A 17652-nucleotide genomic window follows, 5' to 3' on the forward strand; every position below is an offset into this window, starting at 1 on the left:
CGTTCAGCTTAGGAGACCTACGGCCAGCCATGGCCCAGGAAGTCGGATCTCGGTCGCTACGCTCCCCAAACCTGACTTCCTGCCTTCCTCAACCTCTTCCTTCCAAGTGCTTCGTGTGGTGCTATGGATTTCAATTGATCGTACTGGATCCCGCCGATCGGTAATCCGCGGCCATTGACATAGAGGAATGGCGTCTCTCGGACCTCAAGCTTGTGGGCCAGGTCGAGTGAGGCCTTCACTCCATCGACGCCTACCGAAGACGTCGAACAGGCCGTAATCTTGGCTGGATCAAGGCCGATCTTTGTGACTACATCCTTCAGAGTCTGATCGGACTGCTCTGGCGTTAAGCCTGCCTGGTTGGCGAAGACTTGATCGGCGTATTTGAAGAAAGCCGCATCACCGCCCGCCTTTTGAACGCACACTCCGTAGGCTGCGGCCTTCGGAGCTTCGCTATGCTGCGGAAGCGGAAAGCTCTCATAGACGAATCGGGCGTTCGGGAACTCCTTGACCATGCGATCGATGGTCGGTTGCGCATCCTTGCAATGCGGGCACTGAAAATCGGCAAATTCGACGATCAGTAATGCTTTCGAGGCGGAACCACGAGCAGGGCCCGCAGCCTCCGCTTCCAGGATTTTGCGATTCTCCTCAAAAGGGTGAGGGCCGAAGGGGACAATCTCGTCCTGGGAGATAATGTGTCGCCCATCGGGAAGGACGAAGAAGACCAGCTGCCCGACTTGAGCAGGATTGCTTTTCTGACCGATGGCCACAGTCACCTTGCTGATCCCTGGGACTGGCGTCTTGGCCACCGCCTCGACCTGCCATCCGAGATCCGGATTGTAGCCCCAGGTGGCTTTCAGGAAGTCGTTGATTTCAGGAGAGGTGGGCTTGTCTGCTGTGAAGTTCTTGGGATCGGGCGTCGCAAAGGTCAGGGCTTGCGGCGCAGCCGACGCTTGAGCTGGTGCTGCAGGAAGCTCCTGCTGCGCTGGCGGCTGAGCCTGGTTCTGAGCAAATGCCGAAAGGAAAGAAATAGCGAAAAACGATCCCAGCAGGGCCGTGTGTGCGAACCAATCCCCTGACTTGCGGGCCCGAGAACTAAATGACATTGAAACCTCTTCTCAGAACTCAGTGAAATATTTCTTCGAGATGCTCAAACCTGGACCTTGACGGCGATCGGGAAACGGCGCCCCATGCCGAACGCCTTCTCGGTCACTTTGAGCACCGGCGCGGCCTGTTGGCGCTTATACTCGCTGCGCTCTACTAGTTTGACGACGGAGCGTACAAGTTCAAGATCAAAACCGAATTGTGCGGCGATCGCCTCTGGATTTTCATAGCGTTCCACGTAGGCTTCAAGAATCGGATCGAGCACGTCGTAAGGCGGCAAGGAATCGGTGTCCTTCTGACCGGGCCGCAGCTCAGCCGAGGGCGGCTTTTCGAGGATCGCGTTAGGAATTACCTCGCGTGCACGATTGACGTAGCGGCAAAGATCGTAAACGCGCGATTTCATCACATCGCCTATGACGGCTAAGGCGCCCACCATATCCCCATAAAGGGTGCAATAGCCGACTGACATTTCGGACTTATTTCCAGTAGTCAACACCAAGGCGCCGAACTTGTTCGACATTGCCATCAGCAGGCCGCCACGGATCCGAGACTGGATATTCTCTTCCGTGATGTCGGGCTTCGTTCCAGCAAAGATGGGCGCCAAAGCTTGTTCATAAGCCTCAAAAAGCCCCTCGATGGGTATCTGATCAAGTTGAATACCAAGCGTATCGGCCAGGGCGCGGCTGTCGCCTACTGATCCAGTAGAGGAATATTGACTCGGCATAGTGACGCCTCGGACATTTTCCTTGCCTAGCGCGTCCACTGCGATAGAAGCGACCAAGGCTGAGTCAATCCCTCCGCTCAAACCTACCAGGGCCTTTGAAAAGCCGCATTTGCGAACGTAGTCGCGGGTGCCAAGCACGAGAGCCTTATAGATACCGGCATACGGAGTACGATCCTTGGGACGGATGTCCCCGGAAAGCGCCTTAGTGTCGACAAAGACCAGGTCCTCCTCAAAGGCCTCGGCCTGGGCGAGAAGCTGTCCATCGGGACCAATCGCGAGACTTGATCCATCGAAGATAAGGCTGTCGTTGCCGCCGACCTGATTTACCAGAATGACCGGGGTGCGGTGACGCTTGGCGATTGCCGCGAGCATCTCAAATCGCACCTGCCGCTTACCTCGCCAATACGGGGAGGCGGAGATATTGATAATCACCTTGTCGTCCCCATCGCCGGCTTCCCGCATCAAGTCTTCGACCGGATCAACGGCATAGAGCCTTGCCGGCCAGAAGCCCTTGTCGTTCCATGCGTCTTCGCAGATCGTGAGGGCAACGCTTACGCGCTTCACGCAAGTCAACTCCTGCCGTTCGGCCGGAGCGAAGTATCGCTGCTCGTCAAAGACGTCGTAGAAAGGCAGCAGCATCTTCGACTGAATAAATTCGATTCGCCCGTGGCGCAGCAAAGCAGCAGAATTTCGCACATGCTTGCCGCTCGTCAGGTTCGCTGGAGTGACATACCCGCAGATGATCGCTATCGGCAGCGAAGCAGTCGCCGCCGCCACTTCTGCAACCGCCTGTCCGGCGCGAGCGACAAACGATGTCTTTTCGAGAAGATCCGCGGGCGGATAGCCGCAGATTACCAGTTCGGAGAAAACGACTAACTCAGCTCCGCCACCAGCCGCCCGGCGGGTAAACTCGATGATCTTCGCAGTGTTGCCAACGAAATCCCCGATAGTGGGGTTGATCTGTGCGAGCGCAATCTTCACTGATCTAGTGTAGCAATCCAGATTAGCAATGCGATGAATGGAGCAGCCGATGGCGCCCTATCGTAGAGGAGAGGACCCCGGCCTTCAACAAAGTTACGCCGGCAGCACAAGCGCGTCGAGGTCCAGGAACTGCCGGATGATCGGGTCCTGGCTCTTCTGCATCTCGGTCATGGTCCCGAAAAAGTGGGCCTTGGCTTCGTGCAAGAAGAGGACTCGGTCGGCGAGCTTCTCGGCAAAACGCATGTCGTGCGTCACAACGATGCTGGTGAGCTTCAGTTGGTGTTTAAGCTTCTGAATCAGGTCTCCCAACAAGCGGCCCATGAGCGGATCGACCATCGTCGTCGGCTCATCGTAGAGGATGGCCTGCGGCTGCGAGGAAAGCGCCCGAGCGATGGCCACCGACCTTTTCATGCCGGTCGAGAGGTCCGATGGAAGCAGGTCGGCCATGCCGGCAACCCCCACCATCTCCAGGAGTCCGTTGACGATCTGGAGGATCTGATCTTCGACCAGTTCGCCGCGCTCCCGCAGCGGGAATGCTACGTTTTCTCCCACGCTTAACGAGTCAAACAGAGCGCCATTCTGAAAGACCATCGTCACTTTCTTGCGAACCACCTGCATCTGCTCTTCGGTATAGCCGCAGATATTCTCGCCGGCCACCAGGATCGAGCCGGAATCGGGTTTGAGAAAGCCCATGATCTGCTGCAAAGACACGGACTTACCGACGCCGCTGCGGCCCAGAATGCACAACGTCTCGCCCGGGAGCACAAAGAAGCTGACGTCGTCGAGAACACTCAGGCTGCCGAAGGATTTCGATACATGCTCAAACGCAATGTATGGCGAACTCTTGTCGACATGGCCATTGGTGCCTTCATCAACCCGCTCATGAGGATGGTTGGCGCCCATGCTCTCGACGATTGTCTGGATGGGAGGGGGCTGGGGACTGCTGCTCAAACCGAATCTCTCCTCTGTCCATCAGCTTAGAGCATTTCCATCATTCGCATCAGCATCACAAAAGTTCCAACGCATGACACTGTCGATCTTTCTCCTCTAAATATGAGGGGAAAAATCAGTCAGCGTCATGAAGGTGGAATCTACCTTTTCGACGATTTTGCCGTTGGCTTCTGAAGCGGACTGCACTTTCTGCCACTCCGGATCGTCCCGGAACGCTTGCCAGTTCTTGGTGGCGGCGTCGCGCGAGGGATGGGAGATGAGATAGATCAAGGTCTTGCCCTTGAGAGGATCGTCAGTGGGAGTCCAGTACGCCACGTTGTGGATGCCGTGTCTCTCAAAGATTGTCATGGTGTGCTCGCGAAAGCGAGTCAGCAAGGTTTCAAGCTTACCTTCATAGCAGTGATAAACGCGAAGTTCATAGACGGCCCCCGCCGGGGCGCTCGATGCTTGAGAAGTCATCTGGGCCTGCAATGGAGCGGCAATAAATGCGAGTGCAGGAACGGACTGGAGCAGGTCTCTTCTATTCATACCCGCCATTTTAGAGCAATCCCCAAAAATGTGAAGACAGGAGAAGTGGAGGCAAGCAAGCAACTCAGTGCAAAATCTCCCTTACTGAGGAATGCTCCGCCGCGGCTTTTGGAGAGTCTTGCCCTTCGGCGTAGACCCGCACGTAATCGACCAGCATTTCCTGGGGAAATTTCGTTGATGAATCGGGATTGCCGGGCCAGTTGCCGCCGACAGCGACGTTCAGAAGGATGAAGAACTTTCCAGTATCGAAGGGCCAGATCGCGCCCTTCGGTAGGTCAGCCGGAGTATACCTCGCATAAACGTTGCTGGGATTGTCAAAGTAGAACTGAACTCGTCCCGGGGACCAGATCATGCCGTAGACGTGAAACGCCTCTCCTAACGTTTGGCTGTCAGGAAGAGTCAAGCTCTTGGTCAAATCGCCGCCTGGAGCGTGGATGGAACCATAGACGGTCGATGGAGTTTTCCCAATGTTCTCCATAATGTCGAGTTCGCCGCAGGCTGGCCACCCGACTGCAGCGATGCTGTCACCAAGCATCCAGAAAGCGGGCCAGATCCCCTGCCCTACCGGAATGCGAATACGGGCCTCGATACGCCCGTAAAGGAAGCCGTGGAGAGACTGGGTCTTCAGGCGGGCTGATGAATAAACGCCGTCACCCATTTTGCGGGCGACTATGTGCAAGTAGCCGTCGCCGAGCAGGTAGGCACTAGGCTGTTCAGCTGTGCACGGAGATGCATTGCTTCCCCATGCGCAATAGGTTTCGAGCTCTTTGTTGCCCCAGCCACTAGATCCGGTGTCGTACGTCCATTTGGCTGGATCGGGCTGGCCGCGGCGCACGTTGCCGTTGAACTCGTCGCTCCAGACAAGCGTCTCTTTGCCGGTCGGAGCGGTTGGAACTGCTTGCGCTCCGGCGCGCACAGAAGCCCAGCCGAACAAGAGGCAGCCGAATAACAAAAGGCGTTTCCCGCGTAACCAGACAGCGCCCAATTCGGGGAATTCGATATCTGCCATAGAGTCGCCTTAATTCTTGGGGCGGAAAGCTTTCGCGACTCCAGCCGTCACCATCCGTCGCGGTAAAAAGCGTTGAACAAACACCCCGGCCTGACCAACGAAATAGGGGATCACCCACTGTCTTCCGAGCGCGAGTCCCTCCAATCCCTTCCGGGCGACAGAACTGGCTTTCTGCGATCCGCGAAATTGGTCTGCCGGTGAGCCGGCGACCTGGCCGAACTCAGATTCCGTAGGTCCAGGACAGAGTGCACTAACGTGAACCCCAAAGGGTCTCACCTCTTGGGCCAGGGCTTCGGCGAGAAAGCGATCGAAGACTTTCGTAGCCGCATAGGTCGCCAGATACGGGACTGGTTGGTAGGCCGCGGTCGATGCAACGATCATAATGTCCCCTCGCTTCCGAGCGATCATCCTGGGCAAGAACAGGTTGGTGAGCGCGACGACCGCAGAGCAGTTGACCTGCACCATGGCGGTTTGCCGGGCCGGGTCCCCTTTGGAGAACTCTCCGTAGTAGCCAAAGCCGGCATTATTGATGAGGACATCGATCGATTGGCCGGCGCCCTCAGTGGCGGCAAAGATTTGCTCAGGAGCGTCGGCTTGTTCCAGATCGGCGACCAAGACCTTGGTCTGGATACCGAAGGCGGTCGCCAATTTTGCTGCGAGGGCCTGCAGTCGATCCTGGCGGCGTGCGGTCAGCACCAGATTCACGCCGGCGGCAGCCAGCTCCTCAGCCAGTGCCATACCGATGCCGGCGCTGGCTCCGGTGACGAGTCCCCATTTACCTTGCCATCGCTTGCGTAGAATTGACGATCCTTGAGCTGAACTGGTCATGTTATTCCTCAAAACCTGACTGAAGCCGGGAAGAAATTTTAAAGAAGCGGCTGAATTGCATCCCAGCGTCCCTCGTTCAGAGGTTTTATGAAGCTGGGCTAGCGAATTCCTCACTGATCCAGGCCTTGAATGCTTCAAGACTTTGCTGTCTGCCGAGAAACTCCTGCACCAGTTCCCGGGCCGGGCGAGCGCCGCCGGGCTCGAGTACTGTCTGGCGGTAACGTAGGCCGGCCGGCCCTTCGAGCAGGTTTTCACGATCGAACTGGTTGAAGAAGTCAAGTGCAATTGCCTTATCGAAGAGGTAGGTGTAGTAGTTTGACGAATACCCGATCAGATGCCCAAAACTCGCGTACATGCGGTTCCCTTCAATCCAGGCGTAGGGAGAGAATCGCTTGTATTCCGCTTGGAGCAGGCGATCGAGATCGATCTTCTCGGGATCGACATTATGCGTGTCGAGTGAGTAGCTGGTGTAAACCAGCTGAGTCCGGATGCTATCGGCGCGGCCGAAGGCACTGGCGTGATTCATGCGCTGGACGATCTCGGCCGGAAGCGCCTCACCACTCTCATAATGATGGGCGAATGTGGCCAACAGCTTCGGGTCACGGAAGAACTCTTCGAGCATCTGTGAGGGCGCTTCGACAAAGTCCCATTCGGTGCGGATCCCGCTGATGCCCGCCCATTCCTGATGACCCCCGAGGATGGCATGCATGAGATGGCCGAATTCATGAAAATAGGTGACAACGTCGCTGTACTGCATCAAGCCGGGGTCGCCCTCTTTCCCGCCGGGAAAGTTGCAGATCAAGGCCGCTTCGGGAAACTGGCGGTCGCGGACGCCGGGCACCAGGGGCGCGGCACTGAACCATTTATCTTTGCCCTCGCGCGGATGCATGTCGAGATAGAACAGCCCGATCTGCCTCTCTCCATCACGATCAGCGGCAATCTCCTTATCGGCGTCGAAGACTCGCCAGGCACTGACTGAAGGATCCCAAACGTCGGCATCTTCGACTTGCTCGAAGCGTACCTGGAAGAGCTTTTCCGCGGTAGCGAGAATGCCTTGTTCTACCTGCGCGTATGGGAAATATGGCCGGACGGACTGGGAATCGAACTGGAAGGCGGAGCGGCGGAATTGCTCATACCAGTAGCCCCGGGCGGCCAAGTCGATCTCCTCGAGGCCTGCCTCTTGTTGCTTTGCGAAACCCAGAACCATCGCGTATTCACGCTCAGCGCCGGACCTGGACGCCTCTTCCAATTCGTCCAGGAAGGCTTGCATCCGCTCGGCGGACTGCATCATCTGGTCGGCGGTAGCTAGATCGGCCCAGGTCTTGTAACCCAGAATCGTGGCCAGTTCCTGACGGACCTTCAGCAGGTCGAGGAGCAATTCCTTGTTCAGCGGATAGGCGCGCGTCTGGTACGCGAGGAACATACGGCGCCGCGCCTCCGCATTCCTGCAATAGGTCATCAGCGGCTGCATGTCCGGGAAGTCGGTGCTGAGCGTGATCAAGCCATCCTCCCCGGCAGGATGTGCCTTCAAGTAATCGTCGGGAAGCCCGGCTAGTTCGGCCTCGGTCACCTGGATATGCTGGGCGCCTTCTTGCACGTTCCGGCTGAAGGCCAGGGAGATCTCGGTCGCCTTGTCTTGCAGTTCCTTGATCCTGGAGCGGGTAGCCTCATCGCGATCGACACCGGACAGCCGGTATTGCAGCAACGTGCGTTCGACATAGTGGCGCGTCGCCGCGTCCGCTGGGGTGATGTCGATAGCGCTGAGGGCGTTATAAACTTCCTGGTTCAGCGATAAGGCGGTCGCCGCCGCCGAGATTTTCTGCGTCGCCGCTTGGGCGACATCCCGCACCGCCTTGTCGGGATGGACACTGTCGAGGAGCGATGCCTGCTGCCCGGCGATCGCCAGCACAGCCTGAGCGTCATCAAAGGGGCGCAAAGTATTCTCAATCGTCCGATGCCCTGGAACGGAGACCAGCTTGTCGATACTCGCCTGATATTGGTCCAGACGAGCGTCAACCCACGCCTTCACGCTGGCCGCATCGGCCTTTTCCATCCAGGCATGCGAGACAGCGCCCTCTGCAAGTGCCGCTTCTCTTCTCTCTGCTATCTCTACACTCATATGGCTTTTCGATCGCTCCTCAAAAATTCCGGCTGAAGTCCTCACCACTGCGGAAGCCCTCACTCTTCAGAATAGATGGTTTTTTCTGGGGGTGCGGCCGGTGGCATTTCCCCAAGCCATATCGTTTCGGTGAAGTGGGATTGAACGCTGTGGGGGCAGCAGTACTGGGCGGTCATGCCAGAATGAGACCCCCCCGCAAGTCCCGCTCAGAGAGCAGCATGGGCTCGCCCGCAGCCGGTCACGCGACCCGCTTGGCGATTTTATTAATAAATTACTTATATCTTGCTATGACAAACCTTATGGGGTCGGCTTATAATGCCGTCCATGATGCGGGCGCCCAATACCGTTCCCATGGGATTCTCTCCACTGCAGCATTCGCGGGTCTGCATAGTCTTCGCTATTGTCCTGTTTTCACTGGCTGCCGGGGCCTACCATTGGAATGAAGCTGCTCACCTGGAGATCTACCTGGTCTTGGGTTTGATCTTTGCTGTCCTCGGAATCGCACCGTTGTTGATGCGTGCGCTCCACGGGAATTCAAAGTAGACGCTCGTTGACGCGCCACCCGGCCGATGGTTGCGGCAATCATCTTGCATCCTGGCGAAAACGCCGGTAAGATGCCGCAGTCACTTCATGAATTCTACCTTCTCATCTGTCTCTTCCCACTACCTCCGAGCCCGGATCGGTAAGATCTGCGTCGCTATCATCGGTTCGACCCCCGTGGATCTGGTTCAGAAAGCGGAGACTGCCTACCGCGAGACGACATTTCTCGAATTCCGCATCGACTATCTCCCTAAACCTCTGGCGGCGCTTCCTGCGTTAAAGGAATTTCTCGGCAAGCACCCCGAAGTGACTGCCATCGCGACCTGCCGTCGCGAAGCAGTTGGCGGCAGATTCGTCGGCACCAGTCATGCCGAGCTGGACGTCCTTCAAAAGGCGATCGCCTCAGGCTGTCAACTGGTTGACGTGGAATTGCAGACCGCCGAGGAGATCCGCCCCGCAGCGATGGATAAGTTGCGGGCACAGGGCGGCGGGCTGATCCTGTCCTACCACGATTTCGTGACCACTAAAGACCTGGACGGCGTCTTCGAGCGGATGCTAGCCTTCGAGCCGGAGTTCATCAAAGTAGTCTCAACCGCCCGCAGCTTGGCCGACAACGTCGCCTTGATCCGCTTTCTGGAGCGTGCACGAGACAAGGCCAATGTGGTGGGTATTTGTATGGGCGAACAGGGCGTCATCAGCCGCATTCTTGGGCCCCGCTCCGGCAGCGTGTTCACCTTTGCCTCAGCAACAACGGGGGAGGAAACGGCGCCTGGACAGCTTTCGGCACAGACGCTGCTCGAACTTTACCGGGTCGATCAACTTGACGCCGCGACCAAAGTTTACGGAGTTGCCGGCAATCCAGTGACGCACTCACTCTCCCCGACGATGCTGAATGCCGCCTTTCGGCGAGAACGAGTGAACTCCGTATACCTGCCGCTTCAGACCTCGGCCCTAAGCGACTTGCTGACTCTGGTTCGCGAGGTTCCTTTGAGCGGGCTGAGTGTGACGATGCCGTTCAAGCAGGAAATCTTGAAGCATCTGCAAAAGACCGACGCCATTTCGGAAAAAATCGGCGCCTGCAACACCGTCGTCCGCTCTCAGGATGGAAAATTGTACGGTTTCAACACCGATGTGGCTGCCGTGGTTCGACCGCTGGAGAAGCGTTTAGTTCTCCGCGGCGCGAAGGTGTTGGTGTTGGGTGCAGGCGGCGCTGCCCGGGCCGCAGTCTTCGGACTCAAGGAAAAAGGCGCCGAGGTCTCGATCCTGAACCGAAGCTTGCTCAATGCTCAAAAACTCGCCAAGGAAGCGAAAGCCAAGGTCGCAAAAGCCGAACAGCTTGGCAAGAGCGATTTTGATGTCATTGTGAATGCAACGCCCGTCGGAATGGGTGGCGTGAAGACCCACTCCTTGCTGAAGCCGGAAGAGATCAATGCGCGAATCGTCTTCGACCTGGTTTATAACCCTATCGATACGCCGCTCATCAAAGCAGCGAGGGCGAAGAACATTCCCGTGATCACCGGCATCGAGATGTTCGTGCATCAGGGCGCTCGGCAATTCGAGATCTGGACTGGCAAGCCAGCTCCCGAAGATGAGATGCTACGGGTAGTCCTTCACTCGCTGCGGCAGCGAGCGGCAACGGCCAACGGCTCTCACTAAGAACAGCGATGGATCCCTTACAACCTTCCCTATGGCAAAGTCACCATTCACCAGGCAAGTCTCCGAAATAGACCGTCTCATCGAATTGGCGTCCGACGAACAAAGCCCGTCTCCGAATCTGAAGGAAGCGCACGCCGAACTCAGTCATACTCCTATAACCGCTCTGTCTCTTGAAGACAAAAAGGATCCTCGTCCTTCCATGTGGCGCATCTTGCTTCAACTTCGAGTTCTTCTGCCGTATCTTGCGCGCGTACTGCCGCTGCTGGAGCGCAGTGTGCTGGGCACCAATGTGCTTAGCGCTGGCGGCGGGGCGGCTATGCCAACCCCAGATGACCATCATCGGGAGGAGGAGTATGAGGAGATACGCGCGTCTTTGCGGGACCTCAATGGGCAGCTGAAGAATCAGACCGCCGACCTTAAGTATCTGCAGGAGCGCTTGACCTGGATCAGCAAGTCTTTCGAGTCGGAGACGCAACGGCAAGCCCAAACTCTCGAGGCGCTAACTTCCCTCAAGAAGACCGTCAGAACCTGGGCGATCTCGATCGTAGTGCTGCTTCTGGTCGTCCTGGGCGCGATCCTGTTCCTTATGTTTAGAGCGTAGTCAACGGATCCCGAAGATACACTGCTCCTCGGCTTGGCCGACATGGGATATTAAAGCTGGCTTGGGATATCAAAGCTAGCCAGGATCGGTGCCGCTCGGCCTGGCGGAAAAGCGCTCAACGCAGGTTCACAGTAATCCGGCGGGCGTCACCGCCAGCGGACTTCACCACAATTTCTCCATCGCTGCGCTTAACCACACTGGGAAATTTTTCCCCCCATTCAACCAAAACGATGCTATCCGGACCCGCCAGCTCATCGAGTCCCAAAGCTTCAAGCTGTCTTTCCGCATCCACTCGATACAGGTCCAGGTGGTACAACTTCACGGGCGTCTCGTGTCCGGACTCAGGAAACTGGCCCTCGTACTCGTGGATCAGAGTGAAGGTCGGGCTAGTTACTTCCTCCGCTTCAGCTGCATTCAAACCTTCGGCAATTCCCTTGACCAGCGTGGTCTTGCCAGCACCCAGATCGCCGCGAAGGATCAGAAATTTGGGCGGGGTCAGCAGCTTGGCGATCTCTCGCCCGACGCCAATGGTCTCATCGCTTCCGTTCGTTTCAAACACCTGGCCTTCGTTGCTGGTTGTCTCCGCTGTCATATCTTCTGTCTTCGGCATTTGGAAACCCCTGTAACCAAACATACCCGCCTTTGTCCTTAGAGCGATAGCGGAAAGCGTTACAAAGATGTGAAACTGTATCGGTCGCCAGCAAGGTATGTTCGTCTTGTTCCAACACCGCCAGATCCGCAGCCAGTCCGTGGAGGTAGACGGCGGCCGTGACTGCCGCAGCGACGTTCTCGGCAGCCGGATCGCGGGCATATTGTGCGACCATGGCCGCAACGATTCCGGTGAGGATGTCTCCGCTGCCTCCCTTCGCCATACCCGGGTTGCCGGTAGTGTTTACGGCGACCGCGCCGTTGGGATGCGCTATCAAAGTTCGCCAGCCTTTGAGGACAACGGTAACCTGATGACGCGTGGCGAAGTTGCGAGCAGTATTCTCGCGATCCGCCTGAACGTCCTTGACACTCCCACCGATGAGTCTCGCCATCTCGCCCGGGTGAGGCGTGATGATCACCGGGCGCTGGCTTCCGTCGAGAAGCTCGGGGTTCTTCGAGACGATGTTCAGGGCGTCAGCGTCAAGGACCAGAGGCAATCGCGACTGTCTAACCAGTTCGATCACAAATTCGGCCGTTTCCGGATGCTGGGAGATCCCGGGACCCACGGCCAAAACCGTGATCTTCTCGATCAAAAATTTGAGGCGTTCAGGATCTGCGTTGACGCGAGCGATCTCCCCGTGTTTGCCCTGAACCAGGGGGACAGTCATGAGCTCAAGTGCGGCGCGCGCCACCGTCGGGAGAATTGATTCCGGAACCGCGGCCGTCACCAGTCCAGCGCCGGCGCGAAGAGCTGAGACCGACGCCATTGCAGCAGCTCCCGCCGTCCCTTTTGCTCCTCCTACGACGAGAACGTGGCCAAACATTCCCTTGTTGCTGTCTGGAACGCGGGGTTTATGGGAGACTTCGGCTGCCGCACCGCTCCACGTCAAGCCAGTCGTTGAAATGATGGCTTCTTCGGGAGAACCAATCCCGGCGACCACGATCCCCCCTCGCGTCATGTTGCCAAATAGGTGGGCCGGCTTCGGTGCGGTGAAGGTGACAACTGCATCGGCACGGAAGGCCCCAGGCGAGTCGGCCCCGCGCGAGTCGGCGTCCCACCCGGACGGAAGATCGACGGCAACCACCGGCGCTTCGAGGCCATGGATGCGTTCGGCGAGGGCAGCCACGACGCCACGCAAGGGGGGCTGGAAGCCAGTTCCTACGACGGCATCGAGAAATAGTTCAGTATTGCTGAAAAGCGCTCGGACAGAAGGTTCGTCGAGCGCTGCTTCGTCCTTCGCGAAGAGGGCCCGCTGCGGAAGGCGCTCAAACATGACCTTGGCATCGCCCTTGAGGTCAGCCGCTTCTCCAAGAAGCAGGACAGCGACGACCCGTCCAGCCTCGGCGAGTGCGCGGGCGGCCACAAAGCCATCCCCACCATTGTTGCCCCGTCCGCAAAGAATCGTGATGCGGGCATAGTCGGGAAACTCGCGAAGCACAAAGCGAGCAACCGCTGCGCCGGCATTCTCCATCAGCGTCGTCGCAGCGACGCCATATTGCTCGACCGTCCGTACGTCGACTTCGCGCATCTCTTTAGCGGTAAGAATCTTCATTGGCACCCAGCGCATTCTACTAGTGTCGTCGATGCCAAGCAGAGGGCGTCTTGGCATCTCCGGGGAAGAAGCTGATCGAACGCACTCTCCTGCAATTTTGACCGACTTCTCTTTATTCTCCGCCGAAAAACAAACGGCCTCCAGTCGGAGGCCGGTCTTGAATGACTAACCCTTGCATTGTTATTGCGAGACGCCCAGCACGGTAGCATTGCCTGGCGCGGTTGATTGATCCGGTGCCGATTTCTCCACGAAGTAGCTGTGGTCCCAAAGATTCCGATAGAAGACTCCGGTCAACTCCGCGGCGCGAGGTCCGAAGGTGGGACGTCCTCCTTCGAGGAAGAAGACCGTGACTATGCGTCCATATTGGGTATCTGCGTAGGAAGCAAACCAGCCAAACCGGGTGCCATTGTTCGAGCAGGTGCCGGTCTTGCCCATCACCGGAAACTCGTTGAAGTTTGCACGGAGGCTGCGGGCGGTACCGTAAAGAGTCGCAGCGTGCATACCGTCCTGGATTTCTGGAATCACTTTCGAAATATCGAGGGTGCGCTTGATCTTAGGATGATAATCAAGCACCTCCTGGGGCGTGGTTGGATGCTGGAGGTAGTAAAGGGTCCCTCCATTTGCAATGGAGGAGACGAGAGCACCCAACTGCAGCGGCGTCATCGAAACGCCCTCGCCGAAGCTGCACATTCTGCCGACGCCGCCCTGAGCCTCTGGAAGTACCTCGTCTGGATAGGTGCCCAGGGTCTCGCCCGGGATATTGTAGCCAGCCAACTCCCCCAGACCAAACTGATTTGCATAATGGCGAACTCGCTCAAATCCGAGGGTCCGGCCGAGGGTCTCAAAATAAAGGTTGTTGGAGTGGGCCAGAGCCTCGGTGAGCGTCATGTGATAGCTGCCGCCCAGGTTGACCGGAGTGTCCTTGGTAATAATGCCTTCCTGCAGTGCTGCCAAGGCAACAGAAACCTTGATCGTCGAGCATGGTTCGGCGCCCCCGCTCAAGGCGAGCTTCTGGTTCACCATGGCGAGAATGCGGCCGTTCTTCGGATCGATGGCCACAACCGTACCATTCATATTTCCTAGAGCTTCGACCGCAGCCGCTCTGACCACCGGGTCTTCCCCGGCGGTGACGTCCCCGGTGGTCAGGTCGGCGTCGACAAACGAGCTTCCCGTAAATCGCTCGAACGAACGGCGCCGGCGGTAAGCCAGGCTCGCCCTCCGCATGCCCGCCCTTCCGGAGGAATGCACGACGGTATGAGCACCCGCGTAGCCAGCTGCATGGACCGCTCGTCTTTGAAGCGTCGATGCATGAGCAGAATGCGCAGAGACTGCATGCAACGCGGTGGCCTGTCCGGCATGATGGTGGACGTGATGGACGGTCGCTGCTACGCAAACCGGCGACATCGCCGCTCCCAGCGGCATTAGAAGGGACGTCAATAATGACTTTATGAGTGTGTTCAGTTTCATAAATTTCAGGTCTCTAGAAGAACGGGTACCCTCAGAGTGTAATGATCGGTAAGGTAAGGCATTTCTTCTCTTGCTGCTAAATTCCAGCCGGAGTCCCAAAATAGTAAGATGCCTTCCAAATCGGGATACAACCAAAACCGCCGTGAACCGGAAGTAATTTAGACCCGGAGCCAGCGTCGCGGTTGCGCGACCTCGGGACATCCACCTGAAACCTCAAAGCTGAATCACTCCCTCAGTGTAAACCTGTCTAAGTGTAAACCTGTCACAGCCCTCCCCGACGCAAAAACGCTGGGACGTCGAGGTCTTCCCGTTCCGTGTCATGCTCCTCAGCGTCCAAGGACCCGCTGTACATGCGCGGCTGTGGCCTATTTGCAACCATCACCAGATGCTCTTTCGGCGCGCCCTCCACGTCCTCTCCTTCTCGACTTGCAAAATCAATCGGCTGCAGGAAGTCCACGTCGTGGGTGGGGTCCGCCACGGCCGTGATATTCGGGGAAGTCGGCTCCTCCATCCTCAAAGAACCGGTGGAGTAGACGATGACGGGCGGTTCTTCCGGCTTCCGGAAAGAGGCCGCTTCGTCTCGAGCCTCTCCGGCGAATCGCGGAGTGTCATTCGCAGTCTCACTGCGGACGAACGCCATCGGCGGGACATGGGCATTGAGCACAGAATTTAGCATGCGCTCGCGGCGTTCCGGTTGCTCCTGGCGAAAACCGGTCGCGATCACTGTGATTTTGACGTCGTCACCCATGGCTTCATCGAGCACCGCGCCGAAGATGATGTTGGCATCTTCATGGGCGGCATTCTGGATCAGGCTGGAAGCTTCGTTGACCTCGCTGAGCTTGAGTGTGCTCGAACCGCTGATGTTGATGAGGATGCCGCGCGCTCCGTCGATGGCTCCATCTTCGAGCAGAGGAGAGGCCATCGCAGCCTGCGCCGCTTCAATGGCGCGATTCGCGCCGGCTCGCATGGCTGTTCCCATGACCGCATAGCCCATTCCAGCCATGGTGGTCTTCACGTCGGCGAAATCGCGATTGATGATGCCGGGAATGGTGATGATGTCTGAGATCCCCTGCACACCCTGCCGCAGGACGTCATCCGCGATCCGGAATGACTCGAAGAACCCTGCATCTTTGGCGACGGCCAACAGCTTCTCATTGGGAATCACGATCATCGTGTCCACGCTTTCGAGCAATTCCTCCATGCCGCGCTCGGCCTGCTTCATCCGCCGTTTACCCTCGAAGCCAAATGGCCGGGTGACCACGGCCACGGTAAGCGCTCCCATCTCGCTGGCTAAAGACGCAATCACTGGTGCCGCACCGGTCCCGGTGCCGCCACCCAGGCCGGCCGTCACAAAAACCATGTCTGCGCCTTCGAGGGCCTCGATGATCTTGTCCGAGTCCTCGAGGGCGGCACGGCGGCCGACGTCCGGGTTCGCGCCGGCGCCGAGTCCGCTGGTCAGCTTCACTCCGAGCTGTAGTTTCACCGGAGCCTGACAAAGCTGGAGCGCCTGGACATCGGTATTCGCTGCGATAAACTCCACGCCCTCGACCCGGGCCTGAATCATTCGATTGACTGCGTTGCCGCCCCCGCCGCCAACGCCGATCACCTTGATCTTCGCGCTGCGCGGCATCTCTTCCTGGTACTGAATACGAATTCCTTCCGGATAGCTCATTGTTTGGCTCCTCTGTTCCGAATCTCTCTCTTCAATCCGTCTGCTGATCCTGTTTGTGGCGAACACGGTCAAATGGTGCCGGCGAACATCGCCCTCAGCTTGGCCTTCAACCCGCCGTCTTCAGCCGCCCGCAGCACTCCGGTGCGATGCGAGTAAAGCAGCATGCCTACGAGGACCGCGCACTCTGGCTCGGCCAGCTCTTCGGGCATCCGCGAAACTTTCACCGGCGAGCCGATGCGTGCCGGAACGCGGAGCAGGCTTTCAGCGACTTCCAGTAGTCCCGCCATCCGTGCGCCTCCTCCGGTCAGAATGCAACCCGCTCCGAGCGCCTCGAGCACCCCGCCCTGACGGAGATTATCGCGGAGCATATAGAACAACTCGCGCGCCCTTGGTTCGAGCATTTCGGCGATGACCCGCTGGCGAATCACCCGGCCGTCACTCAGGGTGAGCTCGCTCGAATTCGGAACGGCGGTGACCACCGAATGTCCGAACTCGAGCTTCAACCACTCCGCCTCGGGTACGGGTACGTGCAGCCCCTGAGCCAGGTCGTTGGTGAAGTGGTCACCACCGATCGGTATGGCGGCCGTATGGGCCACCGATCCTTCGAAGAACACGACCAGTTCAGTAGACCCGGCGCCGATATCGATAAGACAGGCGCCAAGCTCGCGCTCGTCCGCAGAGACAATTGCCTCAGCCGCGGCGATTGCCTCGAAGATGGTCTCCGTTACCTCAAGACCAGCCTTGTTAGCGCAGGTGATGATGCTTTGAAGGACCCCGCCGGAGCAGGTCGACAAGTGCAGGTTCACTTCGAGCCTGGTGCCGACCATCCCCACCGGATCATGAATGCCCGGCTGGTCGTCCAACAGGAATTGCTGCGGCAGCAAATGGATCACCTCGCGGTCGGCGGGCAGAGAAACCGATCGGGCGCGATCCACTGCAGCTCGAACATCTTCACGGGTGATCTCCCGCAACCGGGTCCCCAGACTGATGCCGCCGCGACTGTTTACTCCACGAATATGCTGGCCGCCGACACCGATGACGCAATGCTCGATCACCCCGCCGGCAAGCCGTTCAGCTTCGGTGGCAGCCTGGTTGATACATTCAGTTACCGGGCCAAGTTCGGCGATCAATCCCTTGCGCATCCCTCTGGAATCGATCATGGCATGACCGCGATACCGCAGCGCCCCTTCGTGCAGTTCGGCAACCAGGACGCGGGTCTTGGCGCTCCCGACATCGATGACCGTAATGAGATCGTCTGCTCTCTGACTCATGCT

At 58.0% G+C, this 17652-nt stretch carries 14 protein-coding genes; 2 read left to right on the top strand and 12 right to left on the bottom strand.

Going from position 1 to position 17652, the window contains the following annotated elements:
* Positions 1-56 precede the first annotated feature (56 nt).
* The 7 genes from ACPOL_RS06125 to ACPOL_RS06155 form a co-directional block, all read right to left on the bottom strand.
* Positions 57-1103: a DsbA family protein gene (locus ACPOL_RS06125; RefSeq protein ID WP_114206274.1), complete on the bottom strand. Its 1047-nt coding sequence runs from the start codon at positions 1101-1103 to the stop codon at positions 57-59.
* A 44-nt stretch (positions 1104-1147) separates the two neighbouring features.
* Complete coding sequence (locus tag ACPOL_RS06130; protein ID WP_114206275.1) at positions 1148-2806, bottom strand: NAD+ synthase; 1659 nt, start codon at positions 2804-2806, stop codon at positions 1148-1150.
* Positions 2807-2899: 93 nt separating this feature from the next.
* Positions 2900-3709 carry an ABC transporter ATP-binding protein gene (locus tag ACPOL_RS06135; RefSeq protein WP_114206276.1) on the bottom strand — a complete coding sequence of 270 codons (810 nt, stop codon included), beginning with the start codon at positions 3707-3709 and terminating at the stop codon, positions 2900-2902.
* A 144-nt stretch (positions 3710-3853) separates the two neighbouring features.
* On the bottom strand, positions 3854-4285 hold the full coding sequence (locus ACPOL_RS06140; protein ID WP_201759106.1) for an NIPSNAP family protein: 432 nt from the start codon (positions 4283-4285) through the stop codon (positions 3854-3856).
* A 64-nt stretch (positions 4286-4349) separates the two neighbouring features.
* Positions 4350-5294, bottom strand: a complete 945-nt coding sequence (locus ACPOL_RS06145) for a glycoside hydrolase family 16 protein (RefSeq protein ID WP_114206277.1) — start codon at positions 5292-5294, stop codon at positions 4350-4352.
* Between the two features lie 9 nt (positions 5295-5303).
* A complete protein-coding gene (locus ACPOL_RS06150; protein ID WP_114206278.1) occupies positions 5304-6122 on the bottom strand; it encodes an SDR family NAD(P)-dependent oxidoreductase in 819 nt (272 codons plus the stop codon).
* Between the two features lie 85 nt (positions 6123-6207).
* Positions 6208-8241, bottom strand: coding sequence for a M3 family metallopeptidase (locus ACPOL_RS06155; protein ID WP_114206279.1), 2034 nt, complete (start codon positions 8239-8241; stop codon positions 6208-6210).
* Between the two features lie 630 nt (positions 8242-8871).
* Here ACPOL_RS06155 and aroE point away from each other — a divergent pair.
* Together aroE and ACPOL_RS06170 are read left to right on the top strand one after the other, a co-directional pair.
* Entirely contained in the window at positions 8872-10437 is a 1566-nt protein-coding gene (gene aroE, locus ACPOL_RS06165; protein WP_114206281.1) for a shikimate dehydrogenase, read from the top strand.
* A gap of 31 nt (positions 10438-10468) precedes the next feature.
* On the top strand, positions 10469-11038 hold the full coding sequence (locus ACPOL_RS06170) for a hypothetical protein (protein ID WP_114206282.1): 570 nt from the start codon (positions 10469-10471) through the stop codon (positions 11036-11038).
* A gap of 115 nt (positions 11039-11153) precedes the next feature.
* On the opposite strand, the gene tsaE is transcribed toward ACPOL_RS06170, so the two are convergent.
* From tsaE to ftsA, 5 genes are all read right to left on the bottom strand, one after another.
* Positions 11154-11630 (bottom strand): tRNA (adenosine(37)-N6)-threonylcarbamoyltransferase complex ATPase subunit type 1 TsaE, encoded by a 477-nt coding sequence (tsaE, locus tag ACPOL_RS06175; protein ID WP_114206283.1) that lies wholly within the window; start codon positions 11628-11630, stop codon positions 11154-11156.
* Positions 11590-13239, bottom strand: coding sequence for an NAD(P)H-hydrate dehydratase (locus ACPOL_RS06180; RefSeq protein WP_114210631.1), 1650 nt, complete (start codon positions 13237-13239; stop codon positions 11590-11592). Before ACPOL_RS06180 ends, tsaE begins: the two co-directional genes overlap by 41 nt.
* A 180-nt stretch (positions 13240-13419) precedes the next feature.
* On the bottom strand, positions 13420-14706 hold the full coding sequence (locus ACPOL_RS06185) for a penicillin-binding transpeptidase domain-containing protein (RefSeq protein ID WP_114206284.1): 1287 nt from the start codon (positions 14704-14706) through the stop codon (positions 13420-13422).
* 262 nt (positions 14707-14968) lie between these two features.
* Positions 14969-16378 carry a cell division protein FtsZ gene (gene ftsZ / locus ACPOL_RS06190; RefSeq protein WP_114206285.1) on the bottom strand — a complete coding sequence of 470 codons (1410 nt, stop codon included), beginning with the start codon at positions 16376-16378 and terminating at the stop codon, positions 14969-14971.
* Between the two features lie 68 nt (positions 16379-16446).
* Positions 16447-17649 carry a cell division protein FtsA gene (gene ftsA / locus ACPOL_RS06195; protein WP_114206286.1) on the bottom strand — a complete coding sequence of 401 codons (1203 nt, stop codon included), beginning with the start codon at positions 17647-17649 and terminating at the stop codon, positions 16447-16449.
* Positions 17650-17652 lie beyond the last annotated feature (3 nt).

Source organism: Acidisarcina polymorpha (genome assembly GCF_003330725.1).
Taxonomy (GTDB): Bacteria; Acidobacteriota; Terriglobia; order Terriglobales; family Acidobacteriaceae; genus Acidisarcina; species Acidisarcina polymorpha.